This window comes from Anaerostipes stercorihominis (assembly GCF_057535655.1).
On sequence record NZ_BAAJCL010000002.1, the window covers coordinates 71,201 to 90,443 of the forward strand.

The 19,243-nt window shown below is 40.0% G+C and carries 16 protein-coding genes; 14 read left to right on the plus strand and 2 right to left on the minus strand.

Translation table 11 applies throughout. The features are described from left to right. Positions 1-12 precede the first annotated feature (12 nt). From AC27EF_RS02485 to AC27EF_RS02505, 5 genes are all read left to right on the plus strand, one after another. Positions 13-4,914 (plus strand): phage tail tape measure protein, encoded by a 4,902-nt coding sequence (locus tag AC27EF_RS02485; RefSeq protein WP_487108634.1) that lies wholly within the window; start codon positions 13-15, stop codon positions 4,912-4,914. Between the two features lie 9 nt (positions 4,915-4,923). Then, positions 4,924-5,769: a phage tail domain-containing protein gene (locus tag AC27EF_RS02490; RefSeq protein WP_487108635.1), complete on the plus strand. Its 846-nt coding sequence runs from the start codon at positions 4,924-4,926 to the stop codon at positions 5,767-5,769. Position 5,770: 1 nt separating this feature from the next. After that, positions 5,771-6,871, plus strand: coding sequence for a siphovirus ReqiPepy6 Gp37-like family protein (locus tag AC27EF_RS02495; protein ID WP_487108636.1), 1,101 nt, complete (start codon positions 5,771-5,773; stop codon positions 6,869-6,871). After that, positions 6,849-7,649, plus strand: a complete 801-nt coding sequence (locus tag AC27EF_RS02500) for a hypothetical protein (protein ID WP_487108637.1) — start codon at positions 6,849-6,851, stop codon at positions 7,647-7,649. The genes AC27EF_RS02495 and AC27EF_RS02500 overlap by 23 nt, the downstream gene beginning before the upstream one ends. A 416-nt stretch (positions 7,650-8,065) precedes the next feature. Continuing rightward, positions 8,066-8,242, plus strand: coding sequence for an antitoxin (locus AC27EF_RS02505; protein WP_487108639.1), 177 nt, complete (start codon positions 8,066-8,068; stop codon positions 8,240-8,242). A gap of 27 nt (positions 8,243-8,269) precedes the next feature. Here the strand turns inward: AC27EF_RS02505 and spo0A are convergent, their stop codons facing one another. Then, a complete protein-coding gene (spo0A, locus tag AC27EF_RS02510) occupies positions 8,270-9,061 on the minus strand; it encodes a sporulation transcription factor Spo0A (RefSeq protein ID WP_487108640.1) in 792 nt (263 codons plus the stop codon). Positions 9,062-9,140: 79 nt separating this feature from the next. Beyond that, on the minus strand, positions 9,141-10,034 hold the full coding sequence (locus AC27EF_RS02515) for a carboxypeptidase regulatory-like domain-containing protein (protein WP_487108641.1): 894 nt from the start codon (positions 10,032-10,034) through the stop codon (positions 9,141-9,143). 173 nt (positions 10,035-10,207) lie between these two features. Between AC27EF_RS02515 and ybaK the strand changes: the two genes are divergently transcribed. From ybaK to AC27EF_RS02560, 9 genes are all read left to right on the plus strand, one after another. Further along, positions 10,208-10,708 (plus strand): Cys-tRNA(Pro) deacylase, encoded by a 501-nt coding sequence (ybaK, locus tag AC27EF_RS02520; protein WP_487108643.1) that lies wholly within the window; start codon positions 10,208-10,210, stop codon positions 10,706-10,708. Further along, a complete protein-coding gene (locus AC27EF_RS02525; protein ID WP_487108645.1) occupies positions 10,701-11,246 on the plus strand; it encodes a beta-class carbonic anhydrase in 546 nt (181 codons plus the stop codon). Before ybaK ends, AC27EF_RS02525 begins: the two co-directional genes overlap by 8 nt. Before the next feature lie 144 nt (positions 11,247-11,390). Next, complete coding sequence (locus tag AC27EF_RS02530; protein WP_487108647.1) at positions 11,391-12,254, plus strand: N-acetylmuramoyl-L-alanine amidase family protein; 864 nt, start codon at positions 11,391-11,393, stop codon at positions 12,252-12,254. Then, a complete protein-coding gene (locus AC27EF_RS02535) occupies positions 12,241-12,795 on the plus strand; it encodes a YARHG domain-containing protein (RefSeq protein WP_487108649.1) in 555 nt (184 codons plus the stop codon). The genes AC27EF_RS02530 and AC27EF_RS02535 overlap by 14 nt, the downstream gene beginning before the upstream one ends. A 16-nt stretch (positions 12,796-12,811) precedes the next feature. Further along, complete coding sequence (locus tag AC27EF_RS02540) at positions 12,812-14,047, plus strand: zinc-ribbon domain-containing protein (protein WP_487108650.1); 1,236 nt, start codon at positions 12,812-12,814, stop codon at positions 14,045-14,047. Between the two features lie 22 nt (positions 14,048-14,069). Continuing rightward, positions 14,070-14,882 carry a hypothetical protein gene (locus AC27EF_RS02545; protein WP_487108652.1) on the plus strand — a complete coding sequence of 271 codons (813 nt, stop codon included), beginning with the start codon at positions 14,070-14,072 and terminating at the stop codon, positions 14,880-14,882. 10 nt (positions 14,883-14,892) lie between these two features. Beyond that, positions 14,893-15,066: a DUF4250 domain-containing protein gene (locus AC27EF_RS02550; RefSeq protein ID WP_487108653.1), complete on the plus strand. Its 174-nt coding sequence runs from the start codon at positions 14,893-14,895 to the stop codon at positions 15,064-15,066. An 81-nt stretch (positions 15,067-15,147) separates the two neighbouring features. Further along, positions 15,148-15,849: an ABC transporter ATP-binding protein gene (locus AC27EF_RS02555; RefSeq protein ID WP_487108655.1), complete on the plus strand. Its 702-nt coding sequence runs from the start codon at positions 15,148-15,150 to the stop codon at positions 15,847-15,849. A 9-nt stretch (positions 15,850-15,858) separates the two neighbouring features. After that, positions 15,859-19,236: an ABC transporter permease gene (locus AC27EF_RS02560; protein ID WP_487108657.1), complete on the plus strand. Its 3,378-nt coding sequence runs from the start codon at positions 15,859-15,861 to the stop codon at positions 19,234-19,236. The last annotated feature ends 7 nt before the right edge of the window (positions 19,237-19,243 follow it).

The window sequence follows — 19,243 nt, forward strand, 5'->3', positions numbered from 1 at the left end:
AAGGAGTAGGAAATGGCGGAAGATATTACGACAAAATACCGATTGGATATATCGGATTTTGAAAAAAATATTAAAGCGGCAAATCAGGCGGTTCGGCTGCATAATGCAGAATTTAAAGCGGCAACCGCGGGGATGGATGATTGGAGCCGGAGCAGCGAAGGCGTAGAAGCAAAGATCCGGCAGCTAAACGGAGTATTAGAAGAGCAAAAAAGAAAATTAGATACATATAACGAAGAATTAAAAGAAGCGCAGAACGCACAAAGGGAAAATGCACAGAGAGCCGAGGAGATGCGCCGGAAGTATCAGCAGGCGGCACAGCAGTATGGGGCAAGCAGTCAGGAAGCGAAAACATATAAAAATGTGCTGACAGAAATTGAAAAAGAAGAGGATAAGAGTGCAAGACAAGCGGACCGGTTGAGGATTACCATTTTAAACCAGCAGGCGGCAGTTGGGAGAACAGAGAGGGATCTTCGGCAGTATTCCAATCAGTTAGAGCAGCTGAATGAAGATTTACAGGAAACGTCAGACGAAGCAAGGGACGCTGGGAACAGTATTGAAAGTATGGAGGGAGGTTTTACTGTTGTAAAAGGCGCGATTGCAGGATTATTGAAAGATGGTTTAGAAGCACTGGTGCAGGGAGTACGAGAACTTGCACAAGAGGGAGAGGATGCAATGGACCGGTTTCAAGCCGCCACTGGAACGACGAATTCTGAAATGGGTGAATTTAGTAAAGAAATGAACGACCTGTATAAAAATAATTATGGGGAGAGCATTGAAGATATTGCGGACTCAATGGCAAAAGTAAAGCAGCAGACCAAGGAAACGGATCCGTCAAAGCTGAAAGAAATGACGAAAAATGCCATGACATTATCAGAAACGTTTGATTCCGATTTAAATGAAACGGTACGGGGAGCCAACAGCTTAATGTATCAGTGGGGAATGACATCAGAAGAAGCTTTTGATTTGATTGCCAAGGGAAGCCAGGAGGGGCTGAACTATACAGACGAACTGGGGGATAACCTTGCAGAATATGCCGGAAAATTTCAACAGGCAGGGTATTCATCCAAAGAATATTTCCAGTTACTGAAAAATGGAACACAAAATGGAGCCTATAATCTGGACAAGGTCAACGATGCAATCAATGAAGTGACAACACGCCTTGCAGACGGAACCATTGAGAAAAGCTTAAAGTTATACAGCAAGAATACACAAAATTTATTTAAAGATTGGCAAAAGGGAGGCGCTACACAAAAAGAAGTTATTGAATCCATTGTAAAAGATATTGCAGACTGTAAAAATGAACAGGATGCCATGAATATGGCAGCACAAGCCTTCGGAACTATGGCAGAAGATGGAAACTTAAAATTTATTACATCCTTATCCAGCGTGGGAACAACCTTTGCAAATGTAAAAGGAACAATGGAACAGGTGGACGCTGTACGCTATGATAATGCCAAAAGTCAGCTGGCAACGTTAGGCAGGACCATTAAAACAGATATTCTGCAGCCTATTGCAATGGAAGTCTTGCCGGGATTAAATAACTTTTTAAATTGGTTTGTTTCTAACATTCCGATTATTTTATCCCTGCTTGCTTCTCTGGGAGCGGGATTTGCGGTATTTAAAATCGGAACCACGATTGCAACATTAACCGGAGGCGTTTCAGGATTTATTACGGTACTGAAAAATTTAACATTGACCGTAAAGGGGCTGGGGATTGTGATGGCAACAACTCCGGTCGGATGGATTACGGCGATTGTCGGAGCGGTAGCCGGGATTGCGGTGTATACTGCAACAACCAAAAAAGCGACATCCGCAACGGATAAACAGGTGGCAGCAATTGAAAAGGAAATCGAAGCGCACAAAGAACTTAGTAAGGAAATCAAGGAACACAAAAAGAACCGTCAGGACAATATAAAAAGTACGGAAGAAGAGGGGGTCAAAGCAGATTACCTGTATAAACGACTGACGGAGCTGTTGGCAGTACAGAAAAAGGATGCGGGACAGAAAGCCCAGATCAAAAGCGTCGTAGATCAATTAAATGCGGTAATGCCGGAATTGAATTTAAAATACGATGAGGAAAAAGATAAGTTAAATCAAAGCACTGAAGCCATTAAAAAGAATATAGAAGCACAAAAAGACCTAATACTGGCAAAAGCATCCCAGGAAAATATGGAGAGCATTGCTTCAGATATTGCATCGAAAGAAGTAGAGCAGATCAAATTAATTAAAGAGGAAGAAAAAGCAAACAAGGAGCTGAAAAAGGCGGAGGAGGAAGCCGCAAAAGCTCGTAAAAAGTGGGAAGAGTCAGGGTTAGGGAACAACTATTCAAAAGAGAAGGCGGCATACGATAAAGCTGCACAAAAAGTAACTAAATTAGGAGAGGCTCATAAGAAAGCACAAGAAGCAATCAAAGAAAATAAACGCGAACTGAAGGAATTAAATACGGAATATGGCAATGCGGACAAATATGCGCAGAAAATGGTGAATTCGGCGCAGATCGAGCAGGGGCTGGCAGAGATTACGGAAAAGTGCAGGAAAAAATCCGTAGAAATTCCCAAAGCGGTATCGGATGGAATTCGGTCCGGGCAGTTTGAGATTCCTAAGACGGTATCGGGCATGAAAAATCTGATTCAGTTTCATGACATGGCGAAAAAAGCGAAGTTAGACGGAGTAAAAATTCCGAAGAATTTGGCGCAGGGCATCAGCAGCGGGAAGATCAGCGCCAAGCAGGCAATAAAAAGTCTGGAGAAAGTAGCAGAATTTGACAACAGCGACATTGTTAAGAAAGCGAAGAAGAACGGAATTGCGATTCCAAAGAGCTTAAGAGAGGGAATTGCGTCCGGGAAAATCAGTGTGAAAAAGGCAGCAAGTTTATTAACGAAAACGGTAGATAATGAATTGAAAAAAACAAAAGGAGGAGAAGAAGGAGGGAAGAAGAAAGGAAAAAAACACGCCTCCGGCTTAAACTCTACCAAAAACGAGAATAAAAAAGCGGGTGAAAATGTAAAAAATGCAAGCGATTCCGGAATGGAAGGGGGAGAAGGTAAAAAAACAGGGAAAGATCAAGGAAAAGAACACGCTTCTGGATTAAATTCTACTAAAAAAGAGAACAAAAAAGCGGGAACCAATATTGCAAAGGAAGGAAAAGCAGGGGCGGAATCAGTAAAAACAACATCATCCGGGGAAAACTTTTCGCATGGATTTATAAATGGAATTGGGAGTTTAGTAAATCAGGCATGGACTGCGGCGTACAATTTGGCGAAAAATGCTTGGAGTGGATTAAAGAAAGGGCAAAAAGAAGGATCACCGTCAAAGTTAACAACACAATCTGGAAGATATTTTGGAGAAGGGTATGTAAATGGAATTCTTTCAATGATTGGAAATGCTATAAGAACCGCAGGAGATATGGGACAAAAAACATCCAAAGAGCTTGATGAAGAATTAGAAATCCATTCTCCGTCTGCCGTTACGTACAAATCAGGAGTAAATTTTACCAAAGGATTTGTAAACGGAATTGCAAGCATGGAGAAAAATGCTGTCAGAACAGCCCAAAATATGGTCAGTGCCGTCGTAAAGGAAATGTTAAAGTTAAATAATTTTAATTTTTCCCAGGTGACGCAGTCAGCAACGCAAGTTTTTACAAAACAGATGGAAAGTACCATCAGTTTTATGAATGAAAAAATCAGCTACCAAAATGAGCAAAAGATAAATTCTTTTGACACGAATATCTCAAAACTGGAAAAACAGAAAACGGATGCAGAAAAGAAGCTAAAAACTAAAAGCAAACTGGCAGATAAAATTGACGACTTAAAAGATAAAAAGAAAAGAACGAAGAATAAGAAGAAGCAAAAAGCGATCCAAAAGGATATTGACAAATATCAGAAAAAGCTGGATCAAAAGATTAAGGATAGCAATAAAAAGTACGATCAACTCATTAAAAATCAGGAAAAATATAAGGATGCATACCAGGAAGCTTCTTCTAAAATGCTGGAAGAATTTCAAAGTGCGATGAGCGAGTATCAGTCAGCGGCGGAAGAACTGGTGATGAACACCATGAATGGAATATCGGATACATATCAGGCAAAATACGACGCTTTGATTGAGAAACAAAACAATCTGATCACGAAATTGCAAAGCGCCGGAGAATTGTTTGAGGTATCTTCAGCAGGAGTAATGACAATCAACGATATCAAAGCTCAAACCAATGAAATCAAAGAATATTCCAATGCACTAAAACAGATCAAGGGAATGGTATCGCAGGAACTTTTTGATCAGATCGCTTCATACGATATGGAGCAAGGGAAAGCGTTTATGGATCAGCTCCTGTCTATGAATCAACAGGATCTGAAAGCCTATGACAAAGCCTATCAAGAAAAAATGCAGATTTCCGAGGAACTTGCAAAGGAACTTTATAAAGATGATATTGCAGGAGTACAAAAAGAATACGAAAATGCAGTAAACCAGGCATTGAAAGAACTGCCGAAACAGCTGGAGGAGCTGGGGAAACAGGCAATGCAGGGATTTTTGAGTGGGTTAAAAACAAGCACAAGTTATATGTCGGCAGAAATTAGAAATTTGGCCAATGCAATGATTGATAATTTTAAAAAGGAACTGCAAATTCACAGTCCGTCGGTCCGGTTTGCAAAGTTAGGAGAATTTTCAGGACTCGGATATGTAAACGGGTGGGTGGAAGAGATTGGAAAGCTAAAAAAAGATATGGTACAGGCAATCCCGATGCGCCAGATTGGAGAAGCAGCAGGTTATGTTTCTAAAACATCCAATACGCAGAACTATATGAATCAAACAAAGGTAGTAAACCAGAACTTCACGCAAAATAATTACAGCCCAAAAGCGCTGACTCCGTTGGAAATTTATCGACAGACACATAATGCGTTAAGCTATGCAAAAGGATAGGGGGAGGAAATGTTAAAAATCACAGTTGAAAATGAAAAAGGAGAGAAACTAAATGTCACAGATGAAGCACGCTACAAAACGACGTTCACGGGGTTCAATCCCGTGAATGCCGTAATTAATACGACGGCAGCAGGAAATTATGATGGAACAACATTAAACGGAACAAGGCTTGACAATCGAAACATTGTAATTACGTCGGTTATTCAGGGGAATATAGAGGAGAACCGATTAAATTTATATCGGATTTTTCAAACGAAAAGGAAGGTAAGAGTATACGCGGAAGGAGCAAGGAAAGTATTTATAGATGGAGTCGTTGAAACATTTCAATTGGATCATGGTGAGAATCCGCAGAAAGCGCAAATTAGTATACTCTGCACGAATCCGCATTTACTAGAGGTAGAAGAAAGAGAAGAAAACAGCTTAGTAATTAAAAATATGTTTGAGTTTCCGTTTTCGATACCACAAGAAGGAATTGAGCTTTCAATTCTGGAAGCAAAAGACGTGATTAATGTACAAAATGACGGAGAGATTGAAACAGGAATGATTCTGGAATTTTATGCAGAAGGTGGAAAAGTGAAGAATCCCATTGTTTATTCTGCAAAAACACATGGAGCCATTGGTTTTTTATGTGAAATGGAAGAAAATGAGAGGATCAGAGTAAATACAATGAGAGGAGAAAAAAGCGCAGTGAGAATTTATGAACAGAAAGAAGAAAATTATTTCGGGAAATTAAAAAAACCGGCAGAGTGGTTTCAACTGCCGCCGGGAGATAATTTATTTACAGTAACGGCAGAAGAAGGAGCGCAGCATCTTAATGTGTCTTTCCGCCGGAGAGTGGCATATCAGGGGGTTTAGAATGATTTTGTATATTATGGATGATAATTATAATTTTATCGGCGCTGTCGATGAATATCCAAGCCTAATATGGACCACCAGATACTACGACAAAGGAGACGCAGAGCTTCAAATTAAAGCAGATCTTGAGACAATTGCAATGTTGAGAGAGAACTATTATTTGGTCCGGGAAGATAAAATGACAGAAGAAGGTTATGGTGAAGTGGCAATCATAACGGGGAAGGAAATTACAACCAGCCAAGAATCGGGGGCGATCTTAAAAATCACCGCAGAAATGGCGGACGCCATTTTAAGCAGGAGAATTGTGTGGAATCAAACTACAATGACTGGAAATGCGGAAGAATGCATTAGAAAATTAATAGAAGAGAATATAATTTCACCCAAAGAGGAGCAGAGGAAAATAGAAAATTTCGTGCTGGACGAGAAGGGAGGATATGCAGAGGAATTAAAAGATTTTGATATACAAAGCGCAGGAGATACCGTGTTAGATGTTGTAAAGTCTATTTGCGAAACGACAAAATTAGGATTTCGAGTGATTCTGACAACAAAAAATCAATTCATATTTCAATTATATAAGGGGGTGGACCGCAGTGTCGGGCAAAGTGAGAATATTCCGGTTGTCTTTTCCAATGAGTATGACAACTTAAACAGCAGTGATTACACATACAATCAGGAAGAATATAAAAATGCCGGTCTTGTATTTGGAGAAGGGGAAGGGACCAGTCAAAGGATTGTTGCAGTAGGAACGGAAAGCGGGATTCGCAGAAGAGAAGTTAAAATTGACGGATCAGGAGTTACATCAAACGGAGAGATCATCACAAAAGAGAAATACTTACAGATGCTGAAAGAATATGGCGAGACGCAAATGCAGGAATATAAAATAAAGGAAGGCATGAGCGGGGATGTAAAAAACGATGCCACGTATCGACTAAATGAAGATTATGCGATGGGAGATAAGGTGAGTGTAGAAAATGAATTTAAGATAGGAGCGAACACAAGAGTAATAGAAGTCATAGAAAGTTGGGATGAGACAGGAGAAAAAGTCACACCAACATTTGAAACGTGGGAGGTAGAACAAAATGGTACGAAGCGGATTTTTTAACAGCGTCAATGGAGATCGGACGTATAATGCAGATGATATGAGCAGTTACTACGAAGGAATCATTCATGATGGTGTATTACATGGTTACGAAAATAGCTTGATGGTGACGGCGGGAGACGGAATGGCGGTTGCAGTGAAAACCGGAAAAGCGTATATCAAGGGAAAATATCTTGAGGTAAAAAATGAAAGTCAGCAAGTGGAGGTTCGTCAGTCGGATACTTTAACAAACAGGTATACAGCGATTGTGGTGAGATTGGATGAAAATGGAAGAAGTTGTGAGCTGATTGCAAAAGATGGCGAGGATGCGGTGGGGGATCCGGTGTATCCTGAAATCGAAGAAAACGAATTGTGTCTTGCTATGGTTTATGTGAAGAAATTAGCCGAAACAATTACGCAATCTAACATCACGGATATGCGAGGAACGGACAAATGTGGATGGGTAACGGGTGCGATAGAATTTTTAGATTCCAGTACCTTATTCGCTCAATGGACAGAAATATTTCATACATGGTATGCAGGCATACAAAAGCAAATGGATATGGAGTATAGAGAAAGTGTAGAAATTCAGGAGGAAACACAGAAAGTTACAATCCCAGAGGAACTGAATTATATGGCGGGAGATGTCTTGCTGGTGTTTAAAAATGGTATTTTGCTGAAAAAGAATGTAGAATACAACATAAATATGGAGGGGACGGAACTTGAAATGAAATCAAAGATTCCTCTTGGAAATGAAATTGATTTCGTGAATATTAAACCAAAATTAGAAGCAAAAGAATAGAAAAAAACCCAGATTTCTCTGGGCTTTTTTATTTAAAGTATTGACATACTTATACAAGTATGCTATAATAAATATAGAAATTAAGAAAGGAGGAAAGAAGTTGAAGATAGATGATCTGATAAATGCAACCGCCACCATTATCTCATCAATATGCACTGTAATCACAACTTACATAGCATATAAGATTTATAAAAAAGATAATGATGACGATCAAGAAAGTTAACAGCAGGGAGCTTAAGCTCCCTTCTATCTTCAATTATAAGGAATTATGAAAAAAAATCAATGGGTATTAGCTTTTATAGCCTTGGAAATTGCTATGAGTACAATCTTTCTTTCGACTTCAAATAAAATTGTTGTAGTTGGACAAATTTGTATTCTTGCAGTATTAATTACAATATATAGGAGGAAAAAGTAACATGGGAAAAACAAGTGCAGAAGTGAAAAATAGATATAATGCAAAAGCATATGATAAGATTTCGTACAGCGTGAAAAAGGGAAATAAAGAAAGATATGCCAATGAAGCGAAAAGACTAGGAATGTCGCTAAACGGATTTATTACGTTTTGTGTGGAAAAATACATGAATGAAAAATAAAAACCGGGGATTTTCCCCGGTATTTCTTTAATAATTTAATCGCATTTTATCAGCAAGCAAAGCGATGAATTCGGAATTGGTTGGCTTGCCCTTGTTTGAGTGCAGGTTATATCCAAATAAATCGTCTAAAAGTTTGATATTTCCACGATTCCAAGCAATGTCAATGGCATGACGGATCGCGCGCTCTACGCTGCTGGAAGTTGTTTTGTGCTTCTTGGCAATGGTTGGGTAAAGAAGCTTCGTAATATAGTTTACACAATTCATATCTTCAATTGATAAAAGAATGGCATCCCTAAGATATTGATAACCCTTGATGTTTGCCGGTACTCCGAGGGAGTGAATCAGCTTTGTGACATTTTGCTTTATCTGTTCAGAATCGGAAGACGTATCCGGCGCTCCGAATAAATTTTGAATGGAAAGAGTTTGGATGGATTCGTTTAGACGGCTTAGCCTTGTAAGCTGCTCCATGCGATGAATGAGCAGATCGGTATGAAATGGACGCATAATACAGTAATCAATATAAACCGGGTCTACAAATTCCACTAGTTTTTGAGAACCGATGCATGTTACAATAATAAAAAGCGGCGGAGCGCAGGTGAATTTATTTCTGCATTGCTCTACAACGCCGGGACCGTCGATCAGCGGAAGAAGTACATCCAGAATAACCAGATCTGGGCATAATTTTTGAATATTTTCCACGGCTTTTTGACCGTCGTGAACAACCGATACAATGTCGTAATATTCTCTTAATTGATCTGCAAGTTGATTTGCTTCCATTTCTCGGCTGTCTGCAATTAAAATCTTTTGTCTTTTGTTCATTTTGCTTTATCCTCCTGTAAAAAGACCCATGAAAGTTTTTAAATGTCTGAAAAAACGCCCTTTTTCCGGGTGCTTTTTACTACATAGGTTCTTGCAACTGGGTCATCCACTCGGGACAGGAAACCCGTTTCCCATCACAATATTGTGTTAGAATAGGTTGTCGGACATTGGGTCTGGACAGATAATCTGCGAAAATTTCATCCACAATTTGATTGATGGAATCATAGGTTGTTTTATTGCTCATCCATTTATGATCATAGGCTGTGGAGGAAGTAATGGTGAAATCGTGTCCTTTATTTCGATACCATTCTGTGTAAACTCGATTTAAGGTAAAAGACATAATGGCTAGGATATTTGCTTCTAAGGTTGCCCTGGGCCAGGTTGAATAGATTTCGCAGGCTGCTACATTCTTAATATAGTCCTTATATCGAATATAATAATTTCTGGCTGTGGTATCTCCAATGGCTCCGTCGTGGACAATAATATATTCGGGAATAACGACTCTGCTTAGGACAATTTCACCGGTTTCGTTCACTGGCTTTATTTCTGCTTCTGCAATTTTGGGAGGATAATCGCCCCACAAAGTATGCGGTCCGATCACAATCGGAGACTCTGCCGGTGCCGTTTCCAAAGGAAGCATCTGAACGTTTTGCAGTCCTTCAACGGCAGAGAGAATTTGAGCGCCAGCAATGGTGACCGTTTCGTAGTCCGGTGCGGTAATACGAAGCGTATATTCCGCGTAAGGCTGATTATCACTGGGTGCCATACTATATTCCAATGGCGGCGCAGGAAGATCAATGATTTCGGTTTGGCCATTTTCATTTGTTGAGATTTGTTCAATCACAGAATCAGGATCTCCGGTATAAGAAATTTCAATCTTGGCATCGGCAATGGGAGCAGATGCAAGACTGGAAGTGACTTGCACTTTCAGCTGACCCTGATCGATTTGATCAGTTTGAGGTGTTTCCGGCATAAAAAACCTTCCAGAAATCTTTTAATGTAGTATATGTTTGCTTTTGGATAAGGTGCAGGGCAAGATGCGATTTCTTTGATTTATTATTTGCCTGCCAGATAAAATAGAGTTTCAGGGTCTACTTGAACTCACGGAGCTTTCTTTGATAAAATTATAGTAAGGAGGAACAAAGAATGGCAAAAAAAGAACCAAAAACCAATGCCATGCGCATTTTAGAGCAAAAGAAAATTCCATATGAGGTCCATCGCTATGAATGTAAGGAATTTATTGATGGAATCGCCATTGCAGATATGCTTCATGAACCATATGAGAGAGTATTTAAAACATTGGTGACGGCTGGAAAGAGCGGAGGATATTTTGTATTCGTGATTCCGATTCATAAGGAATTAGATCTCAAGAGAGCAGCAAAAGCTGTGGGTGAGAAATCAGTGGAAATGATTCATGTGAAGGATATCAATAAAATTACCGGATATATCCGAGGCGGATGTACTGCCATCGGAATGAGAAAAAATTATACGACGGTTTTAGATCAAAGCGCTTCAAGGCAAGACCGAATCATTGTCAGCGGCGGGAAAAATGGAATTCAGATAGAATTAACGCCGGTTGATTATTTAGAAGCCTGCAATGGCAGGATGGAAGCAATTATAATGACAAAAGGAGAGACCAATGATTGATGAGATTCTGGAATATAATAGGAAATTTGTGGATGATAAGCAGTATGAACAGTATAAGACCAGTAAATATCCGGATAAAAAGATAGCGATCTTAACCTGCATGGATACTCGTCTTACACAGCTTCTTCCGGCTGCCCTGGGGATAAAAAACGGAGACGTGAAGATTATTAAAAATGCGGGAGGGGTTGTGAGTCACGCTTTTGGAAGTGTTGTCCGAAGCATACTAGTGGGAATTTTTGAGCTGGGAATTGAAGAAGTGATGGTGATCGGGCATACGGACTGCGGGGTTGGACATATCAATAGCAAAATTATGATACAGAAAATGATGGAGCGGGGAATTGATGAGGAAAAAATCGAATTAATTCGTCATTGCGGAGTGGATTTTGATACATGGCTGGAAGGATTTGATTGTGTGGAGCGTTCCGTCGAGGATTCGGTGGAGTTGCTTCGGAAGCATCCCCTGATTCCCAATGATGTAAAAATTTCCGGATATGTTATGGATTCCGTGACCGGAGAGTTGACCGTGGTTGTTCCGTAAAGGAAAAAAGGTACAGAAATTCTTGGTAAAAGAATTGTCTGTACCTTTTTCGGTTTTTTATGAAAAATTGAAAAAGATTGAAGCAGTAAGATCTGCTGTGATACAATAAAAGAGGTTGATCTGAAAGAGAGAGAGGATGAAAGAATGAAAAAAATTGGAATGGCAGGTTTGCTGTTTTTTGTCTGCTGTTGTTGCCTTTGGGGCTGTGAGGATGAGGGGGCGGTCCAGTGGAAGGAAGCTTCCACCCAGAAACGCACGGAGATTATTAAAGAAAAAACCTCTGGAGGAAAGACAGCGGCAGAAAAAGAGGGAATGTTGACAGAAGAAAAAATTGAAAATCTAAAAATGCGGGAATATAAACGAAAAATTGCCATTGATGCAGGGCATCAAAAAGAGCAGATGACAGAGGAAGAACCCATTGGACCCGGAGCGTCTCAGACAAAACAGAAGGTATCCTCCGGTACCGAAGGAGTTGCGACGAAGGTTCCGGAATATCAGGTGAATTTGGAAGTCTCATTAAAATTAAAGAAGATATTAATTGCCAGGGGATATGATGTTTATATGATCCGGGAGACTCATAATGTTTTTTTAAGCAATAAAGAAAGATCCTTAATGGCAAACGAGAGTGAAGCCGATGTGCTGATTCGTCTTCATTGCAACAGTGCAGAGAATTCCACGGTATCTGGAGCGCTGACAATGTGTCCGTCAGAGACGAACCAATACTGCAGGAAAATTATCAAACAAAGTATGGACTTGGCAAAAGATATTGGAAATGGATTGTGCAGCAGCACCGGGACAAAAAATCGAGGAATTGTGGAGACCGATGAAATGACGGGCATCAATTGGAGTAAGATCCCTGTAACAATCGTAGAAATGGGATTTATGTCCAATCCAAAGGAAGATCGAAAATTATGTGACAGCGAGTATCAAATTCATCTTGCGAAAGGTATTGCAGATGGTATTGATAGATATTACCAAAGAGAAGGAGGAAAGGATGAAAAAAAATGAAAAACAGATGATTCTTGCGCTTTCTGCAGTGATTGCAGTGTTTGCTGTAATATTTGGCATCGCAATGATAAAAAATCGAGATGATACAAAAACAGAGGATCGTCTGAAAGCAGCTGTGGAGGAAGAAACGTTGGAAGATTCGGACACAGCCGCAGAGTCTGGGGAAACAGATACGGCTTCTTCAGATACGGTTGCTCAGGAACCGTCGTCGGATACAAAATCGAAACCGGCGGCAGAGAACCAAAAATCGGATCAAAGTGTTATGGATGCCAGCGATGGATACATGTTTCCTGATTCTGATACAGAGTATATCACTTCGGATTTATCAAAAATGTCAACTGCAGAACTACAATATGCGATCAATGAGATTTATGCAAGACACGGTCTGAAATTTTCAAAAAAGGAAAATAAAGAACGATTTGAGAAGAAGAAATGGTATCGTGCAGCGGTAGATGATCAGGAAAGTATATCCTTAAATACGTATGAAAAGAAAAATGTAGACGTATTAGCATCTGAATTAAAAAAACGAGGTACCAGATAGAAAGGAGCGAATGGAAATGTTTTGTCCAAATTGTGGAAAAGAAATCAACGACGGGGATTTGTTTTGTGGAGAATGCGGTCAAAAAATTACATTAGAACATCAAACAAAGACCCAGGAAAAAAAGGCGACGGAAGGTGAGACGCCAAAGAAAACCGCCGAAGTGGATTTATCAAAAAATAAGCATGCATCCAAGCAAAAATCAGGGGGGATGAGTCCAAAGGCAAAAAAAATTATTGCTGTTCAGGTGGCAGTGTTAGCAGTATTAATCGGGGCTTTTTACTATTTTGGAAGCAGAAGCAGCAATCCGGAGTCGGCAGCCAGTCAGTTTGTAAAAGATTATAATAATAAAGAATGGAATAAAATCTACGATTTATATAATTTTGATGAAGATACTTTTATTAATGAAGAGACTTTCGAGAAAACTATGGATCAGAGTGAGATTCAGACGTTGTCGGAGCCAACAGGAGGGCAGACCGGTGCCTACAGCAGCTCTGGAGCTCCTTATGTATACCGGGCGAAAAAGGGTTCAGGAACTGTGATAATCAGTGTAGATAAATCGACGAAAAAGAACTTCTTATTTTTTGATAAATACGAAGTGACCAGTGTTGCCGACACTGATCTTATGACAACTTCCGTTCGTCTGCCAAATGTGAAAGGAATCACGATGAAGGTGGATGGAATCGAGGCAAAAGCGCCAAGCGATACGACGGGAAGTACATATTATACAAAGATGTTCGCTGGAACTCACAAAGTGACATTTGAGGGAGCGGATGGTTTATTTGAAAAAGACAGTTATTTGTTTGACACAAAAAATAATAATCTGATCAGTCAAATTCAGTACTCCAGCAAAGCAAAAACAGAAGCAGCTCAGGCATTGAGAGGATATTTGCCGGCAATTACAGAGGCAAGAATTAAGAACAGCGGGAATTCCGGTCTGACCTCATATTTCAGCTCTGCGCAAAAAGCAAATACGTACGGAACCAGTTTATGTCGTTATACATATTATGCAGGATCTGACGCAAAGAGTCTTGGCAGTGTCAATGTCACCAAGTGTGAGGCAGTGGCTTCTACATCCAGCTATGCGACTTTTGCAGATGGAATTCCGATTTCTGTTTCAGGAACCAGAGATTATCAGTATAAAACATGGTCAGGAAGTTACCAAAAACAAACTTGTACCATTAGCGGTGTCGCAAAAATGGTGAAACAAAATGGCAAATGGGTCATTGATTCTGTTTCATATTACTATTACTAGAAAAAAGAAAAGGGGAAAGATTATGGCAAACTTTTGTACAAAATGTGGGAGAAAATTAATTGAGGGACAGCCTTGTCCGTGTACTTTCGCGGAGGAGACAACAGAAAAAGAACAGACCAGGGAAGAAGTCCAGTACGAAGAAGATACTGAGAAGAAGAAACAGGATACAGCTGCTGCAGCGAAGAATCTGTTTCAGACGGTTTTCGATCTGATCAAACGACCGTCCAGTGCTTTGGCAGAAACCGTGAAGGATGAGACAAGTAAGACTGGGCTGATTATGATGGGAATTGAGGCTGTTCTATCCGGACTTTATTTATATTTATTAGTCAACAAACTGATCTCTGCCACGATGTCAGGTTTTTCAAGTTTTACCGGGACCTCTGCAGCAGCCTCTCAGGCGCCTTCCGCAGGAAGCTTTTTGATGTATGGAATCGTCCTGACAATGATTACATCGTTGGTGATTTCAGGTTTGGTTTTGGGATTTATGAGGACGATGGGGCATGCCCGGATGAATTGGCTGCAAAGCTGTCAGATTGCGGGAATCAAAGGAATAGGAGCTTCTCTTGGATGGATTTTGGGAATTTTGGGATTGCTCTTGGGATTATATAGTTTTTCGCTTCTTGCCATTTTGTTTGGATCTGTACTTGGCTTTATTTATTTTGTCGTTGCACTGATGAGTTATCCGGAAGTAAAAAAAGATGCAGTTGCCTATGTTGCATTGATTACCCTGTTGATCTCAGCGTTTGTCAGTTACTTTGTGTTAAAAGAATTTGTATTTTCATCTTTATTAAACAGTGCGGGTTCTTCCTTGAATTCACTGCAAAATATCTTTTAGGAGGAATTGTATGCTGCCAAAAGATCCGGTGATATTATTAAGCTATATAAATACACAACTTCGTGATTTTTACGCAGACTATAAATCGCTGTGTGAAGACTTGGAGATTGACGGGGATCGAGTGAAAGAACAGCTTCGATCGATCGGATATGAATATCAGGAGAAAAGCAACCAATTTCGATAGATCAAAGAGCGAAAGCGGCTTTGTTTTGCCTAGCCGAATGACTGAATTTATGGTAAAATTCTCTTAAAAGGAGAATGCAATATGGAATTGATTCGGTTAGAAAATGTAAAAAAAATATATCAGTCAGGGGAGATTTTGACAAAAGCTGTAGATGGGATTGATTTTACAGTAGAACAGGGAGAATTTGCTCTGATTATTGGCGCCAGTGGAGCAGGAAAGACCACCGTATTGAATATTTTAGGAGGTATGGATACTGCTACCAGTGGCGCCGTTTTTGTCGATGGAAAGGATATCTCAAAATGGAATCAGAGGCAGCTGACCCAATATCGAAGGGATGACATTGGGTTCGTGTTCCAGTTTTATAATTTGGTTCCAAATCTTACATCGAGAGAGAATGTGGAATTGGCTCTCCAGATTAGCAGAGATCCTTTGAATGCAGATGAGGTATTAAAAGATGTTGGTCTTGGACATCGGCTGGATAGTTTCCCGGCACAATTATCCGGAGGAGAACAGCAGAGAGTTTCCATTGCCCGGGCGTTGGCAAAAAATCCCAAGTTATTACTATGTGATGAACCCACAGGGGCATTAGACTATCAAACCGGAAAAGCCATCCTAAAACTTTTACAGGATACTTGCAGAACCAAAGGAAAAACGGTTGTGGTGATTACGCATAATCTGGCGATTGCACCAATGGCAGATCGAGTGATTGAAATGAAAAATGGGAAAATCAGCAGAATAACAATCAACGATCACCCGCAACCAGTGGATATGATTGAATGGTAGGAGATACATATGAAAAAAACAGCGCTGCACAAAGATATAGGTCGGACGATCCGCAGGACTCTGCCGCGGTTTTTGTCGATTTTTTTTATCGTTGTTCTGGGAGTTGCTTTCTTTTCCGGAATTCGTGTGACAGAAAAGGATATGTATATAACAGCGGATCACCAATTTGATCAAAGCAGCCTTATGGATGTGAAATTGCTGGGAACACTGGGATTATCTGAAGAAAATCTGAAAACTTTGAAAAATCTTCCGTCAGCAGAGGATGCAGAGGGGGGATATTCGGTAGATACAATCTGTCAGATAAAGGGCAAGCAGGAGGAGTATGTCGTACAGGTTCGGTCAGCACTGGAGAGGATGAATCAAATCGAGATTGTCAAGGGGAGACTTCCAAGGTCAGGGAAGGAATGTCTGGTAGACGAGATGTTCGCAAAAGAACATCAAATAAAAATCGGTGATGTTTTGACATTATCTTCCGATGAGGAAGAATCTTTAAAGCAAACTTTGAAAAATACGGTGTATCAGGTCGTTGGAATCGGAAAGTCTTCGGAATATCTTTCAAGATCCCGAGGAAGTACGGATATGGGCTCCGGAAACCGAGATGGATTTTTGGTAATTTCAAAAGAAGAATTTCGGTTGGAGGTTTATACAGAAATTTATATGACCGCAAAGAATGCTAAAGAGGAAAGAGCCTATGGAGAAGCCTATAAGAAAGAGGTTTCTCGATTGGAAAAGCAGTTAAAAAGCATTCAGAAGGAACAAAAAGCGGTACGGCTTGCGGAAGTGAAAAATGAGGCAGAAAGGGAAATAAATAAACAAGAACTAAAATATCAGAAAGAACGAAAAAAAGCACAAAAAAAATTAAATCAGGCGGAAAAAGATTTAAAAATTTCAAAGCAAAAAATTGAGACTGCAAAACAAGAGCTCAGAGAAAATGAGGATCAGCTGCAAAAAGGAAAGAGAGAACTTTTAAGTGGGAAGAAGCAGTATCAGTCGGGAAAACAGGAGATGGAGAAAGCGAAACAGCAGATATCCTCTTCTGAAACAGAACTTGCTGCCCAGGAAAAAAAGCTGAAAACAGGGGAAAAAACATGGAAAGAAACAAATCGGAAGCTGACTGTTTCTGAAAACCGAATCAAAGAGGCAGAAACGAAGCTTGGACAGGAGGAAAAGAAACTAGAACAGCAGGAGGAAAAATTAAAAGACCTGCAAGATCAGATAAAAAGCTATGAACAAAGTCTTGGATCAGATCATCCGACTGTGCAGAAGTTAAAAGAGCAGCTGAGGACGGGAAAAGAGAAGATGGCGGAGGGAAAAAAAACTCTGAACCGGGAGTATCAAAAGATGCAGGCAGCCAAAAAGCAAGTGTCTTCAGGAAGAACAGAACTGGCTTCTCAAAAGAAAAATATTTCCAGAGGAAAAAAGGAGATCAAAACAGCGAAAAGCAGTCTTGCTGCCGCAAAAGAGACAATAGCTCTAAAAGAAAAAGAATTAAAGCAGGCAAGGAGGAATTTAAACCGATCAGAGGAGCAATTAAAATCCGGTGCGAAACAGCTTACAGAAGGAAAAAAAGAGATTCAAAACGCACAGGAAGAATGGCTGAGAGGTCGAAAAAAACTGCAGAGTTCTGAGAAGAAAGTAAAAAAAGAGTTGTCAGCAGTACAAAAAAAGATAAAAGATGCTAAAAAAGATATACAAAATTTAAAATCCGGGAAATGGTATATTTTAAATCGGGAAAAGACACAATCTTATGTAGAGTACGGAGAGGAAGCCAAACGTATCGCGGCATTGAGTAAAGTAGTTCCGGTTATCTTCTTTTTGGTTGCCGCATTGGTCAGTTTAACTGCAATGACCAGAATGGTGGAAGAACAGAGAACCCAAATTGGCATCTTCAAAGCTTTGGGATATCGTGGTGTGGACATTGCAATAAAATATGTAAGCTATGCATTGGCAGCAACCGTATCGGGAAGCATACTGGGGGTTGTGATTGGAGAAAAGCTGTTGCCGTGGATTATTATAACCGCTTATAAAATGATGTATATAGGACTTGGAGTGATCCAAACGCCAATTGATCTGGAATATTCTGTCATGGCAGCATGTCTGGCAGTAGGTGTTGTGACAGCAGCAGTATTATCGGCATGTTACAAAGAGCTTCGGGAGAAACCGGCGCAGTTAATGCGCCCTACGGCACCGAAAGAAGGAAAACGTATTTTGTTGGAACGGATACCGGTATTTTGGCATCGAATGAGCTTTATCTGGAAGGCTACGATGCGAAATCTTTTCCGATATAAAAAGCGATTTTTTATGACTGTTTTTGGAATCGGAGGCTGTATGTCGTTGCTTCTTGTGGGATTTGGAATCAAAGATTCAATTTCGGCAATTTCTGAAAATCAATATAAAAAAATTATAACATATGATTTTTCAGTTGCCTATAAAGATGGCGCTGCCAGGAAAGATCGAGAAAAATTAAAACATTGGATATCAGAGAGATCAGATCTTAAAAAAACGATGGAAGTAAATGAAGCTGCGGTGACAATTTGCGCAAACAATGAGGAGCAGGAAGCATCCAGAATTGTGCCAATATCACAGTCAGACGTTTCAGGATACATTACATTGAAAGACCGTGTCAAAGGCAATTCGTTTTCCATGAACGATGAAGGCGTTGTGTTAACGGAAAAAGCTGCTGTGCTTTTGGGTGTGGAAGCAGGTGACAAAATTCAGATCAGGGAATCGGGAGAAAAAACAGTTTCAGTAAAAATCTGTGCAGTCACTGAAAACTATATGATGCATAAGGTATATATGACCAAGACTCTTTATGAAAAGCTTTATGGAAAACAAGCTTCTGCAAGCGGAATGTATTGTGTAAAAACGGATGGTTCCAAAAAAGGAATGAATCAGATTAGGAGAGAAATTCTTGAAAGGGAGGAAGCGGCGTCTGTTACGTTTTCAAGTGATGAGGCAAAAACAATGTCAGATATGGTAGATAACCTGAACATTGTCGTCGTGGTATTGATTGTTTCCGCCGGACTGCTGGCCTTTGTTGTATTGTTTAATCTGAATAATATTAATATTGCGGAAAGGAGAGCGGAACTTGCGACTATGAAGGTTCTGGGGTTCTACGATGGAGAGGTGCATGCTTATGTGTACAGAGAAAATGTTCTGCTCACAGTCCTGGGAATTTTGGCAGGAATTATCATGGGGACGGCGCTGCATCGATATGTTATTTTCACCACAGAAGTGGATTTGATTATGTTTGGACGAAGTATTTATGTTCCAAGCTATATTTACAGCACTTTATTAACCATCGGCTTTGCTGTATTTGTGAATATACTGATGTATTTTCAACTGCGCAAAATTAATATGGTGGAATCGTTAAAAAGTACAGAGTAGAAAGGAA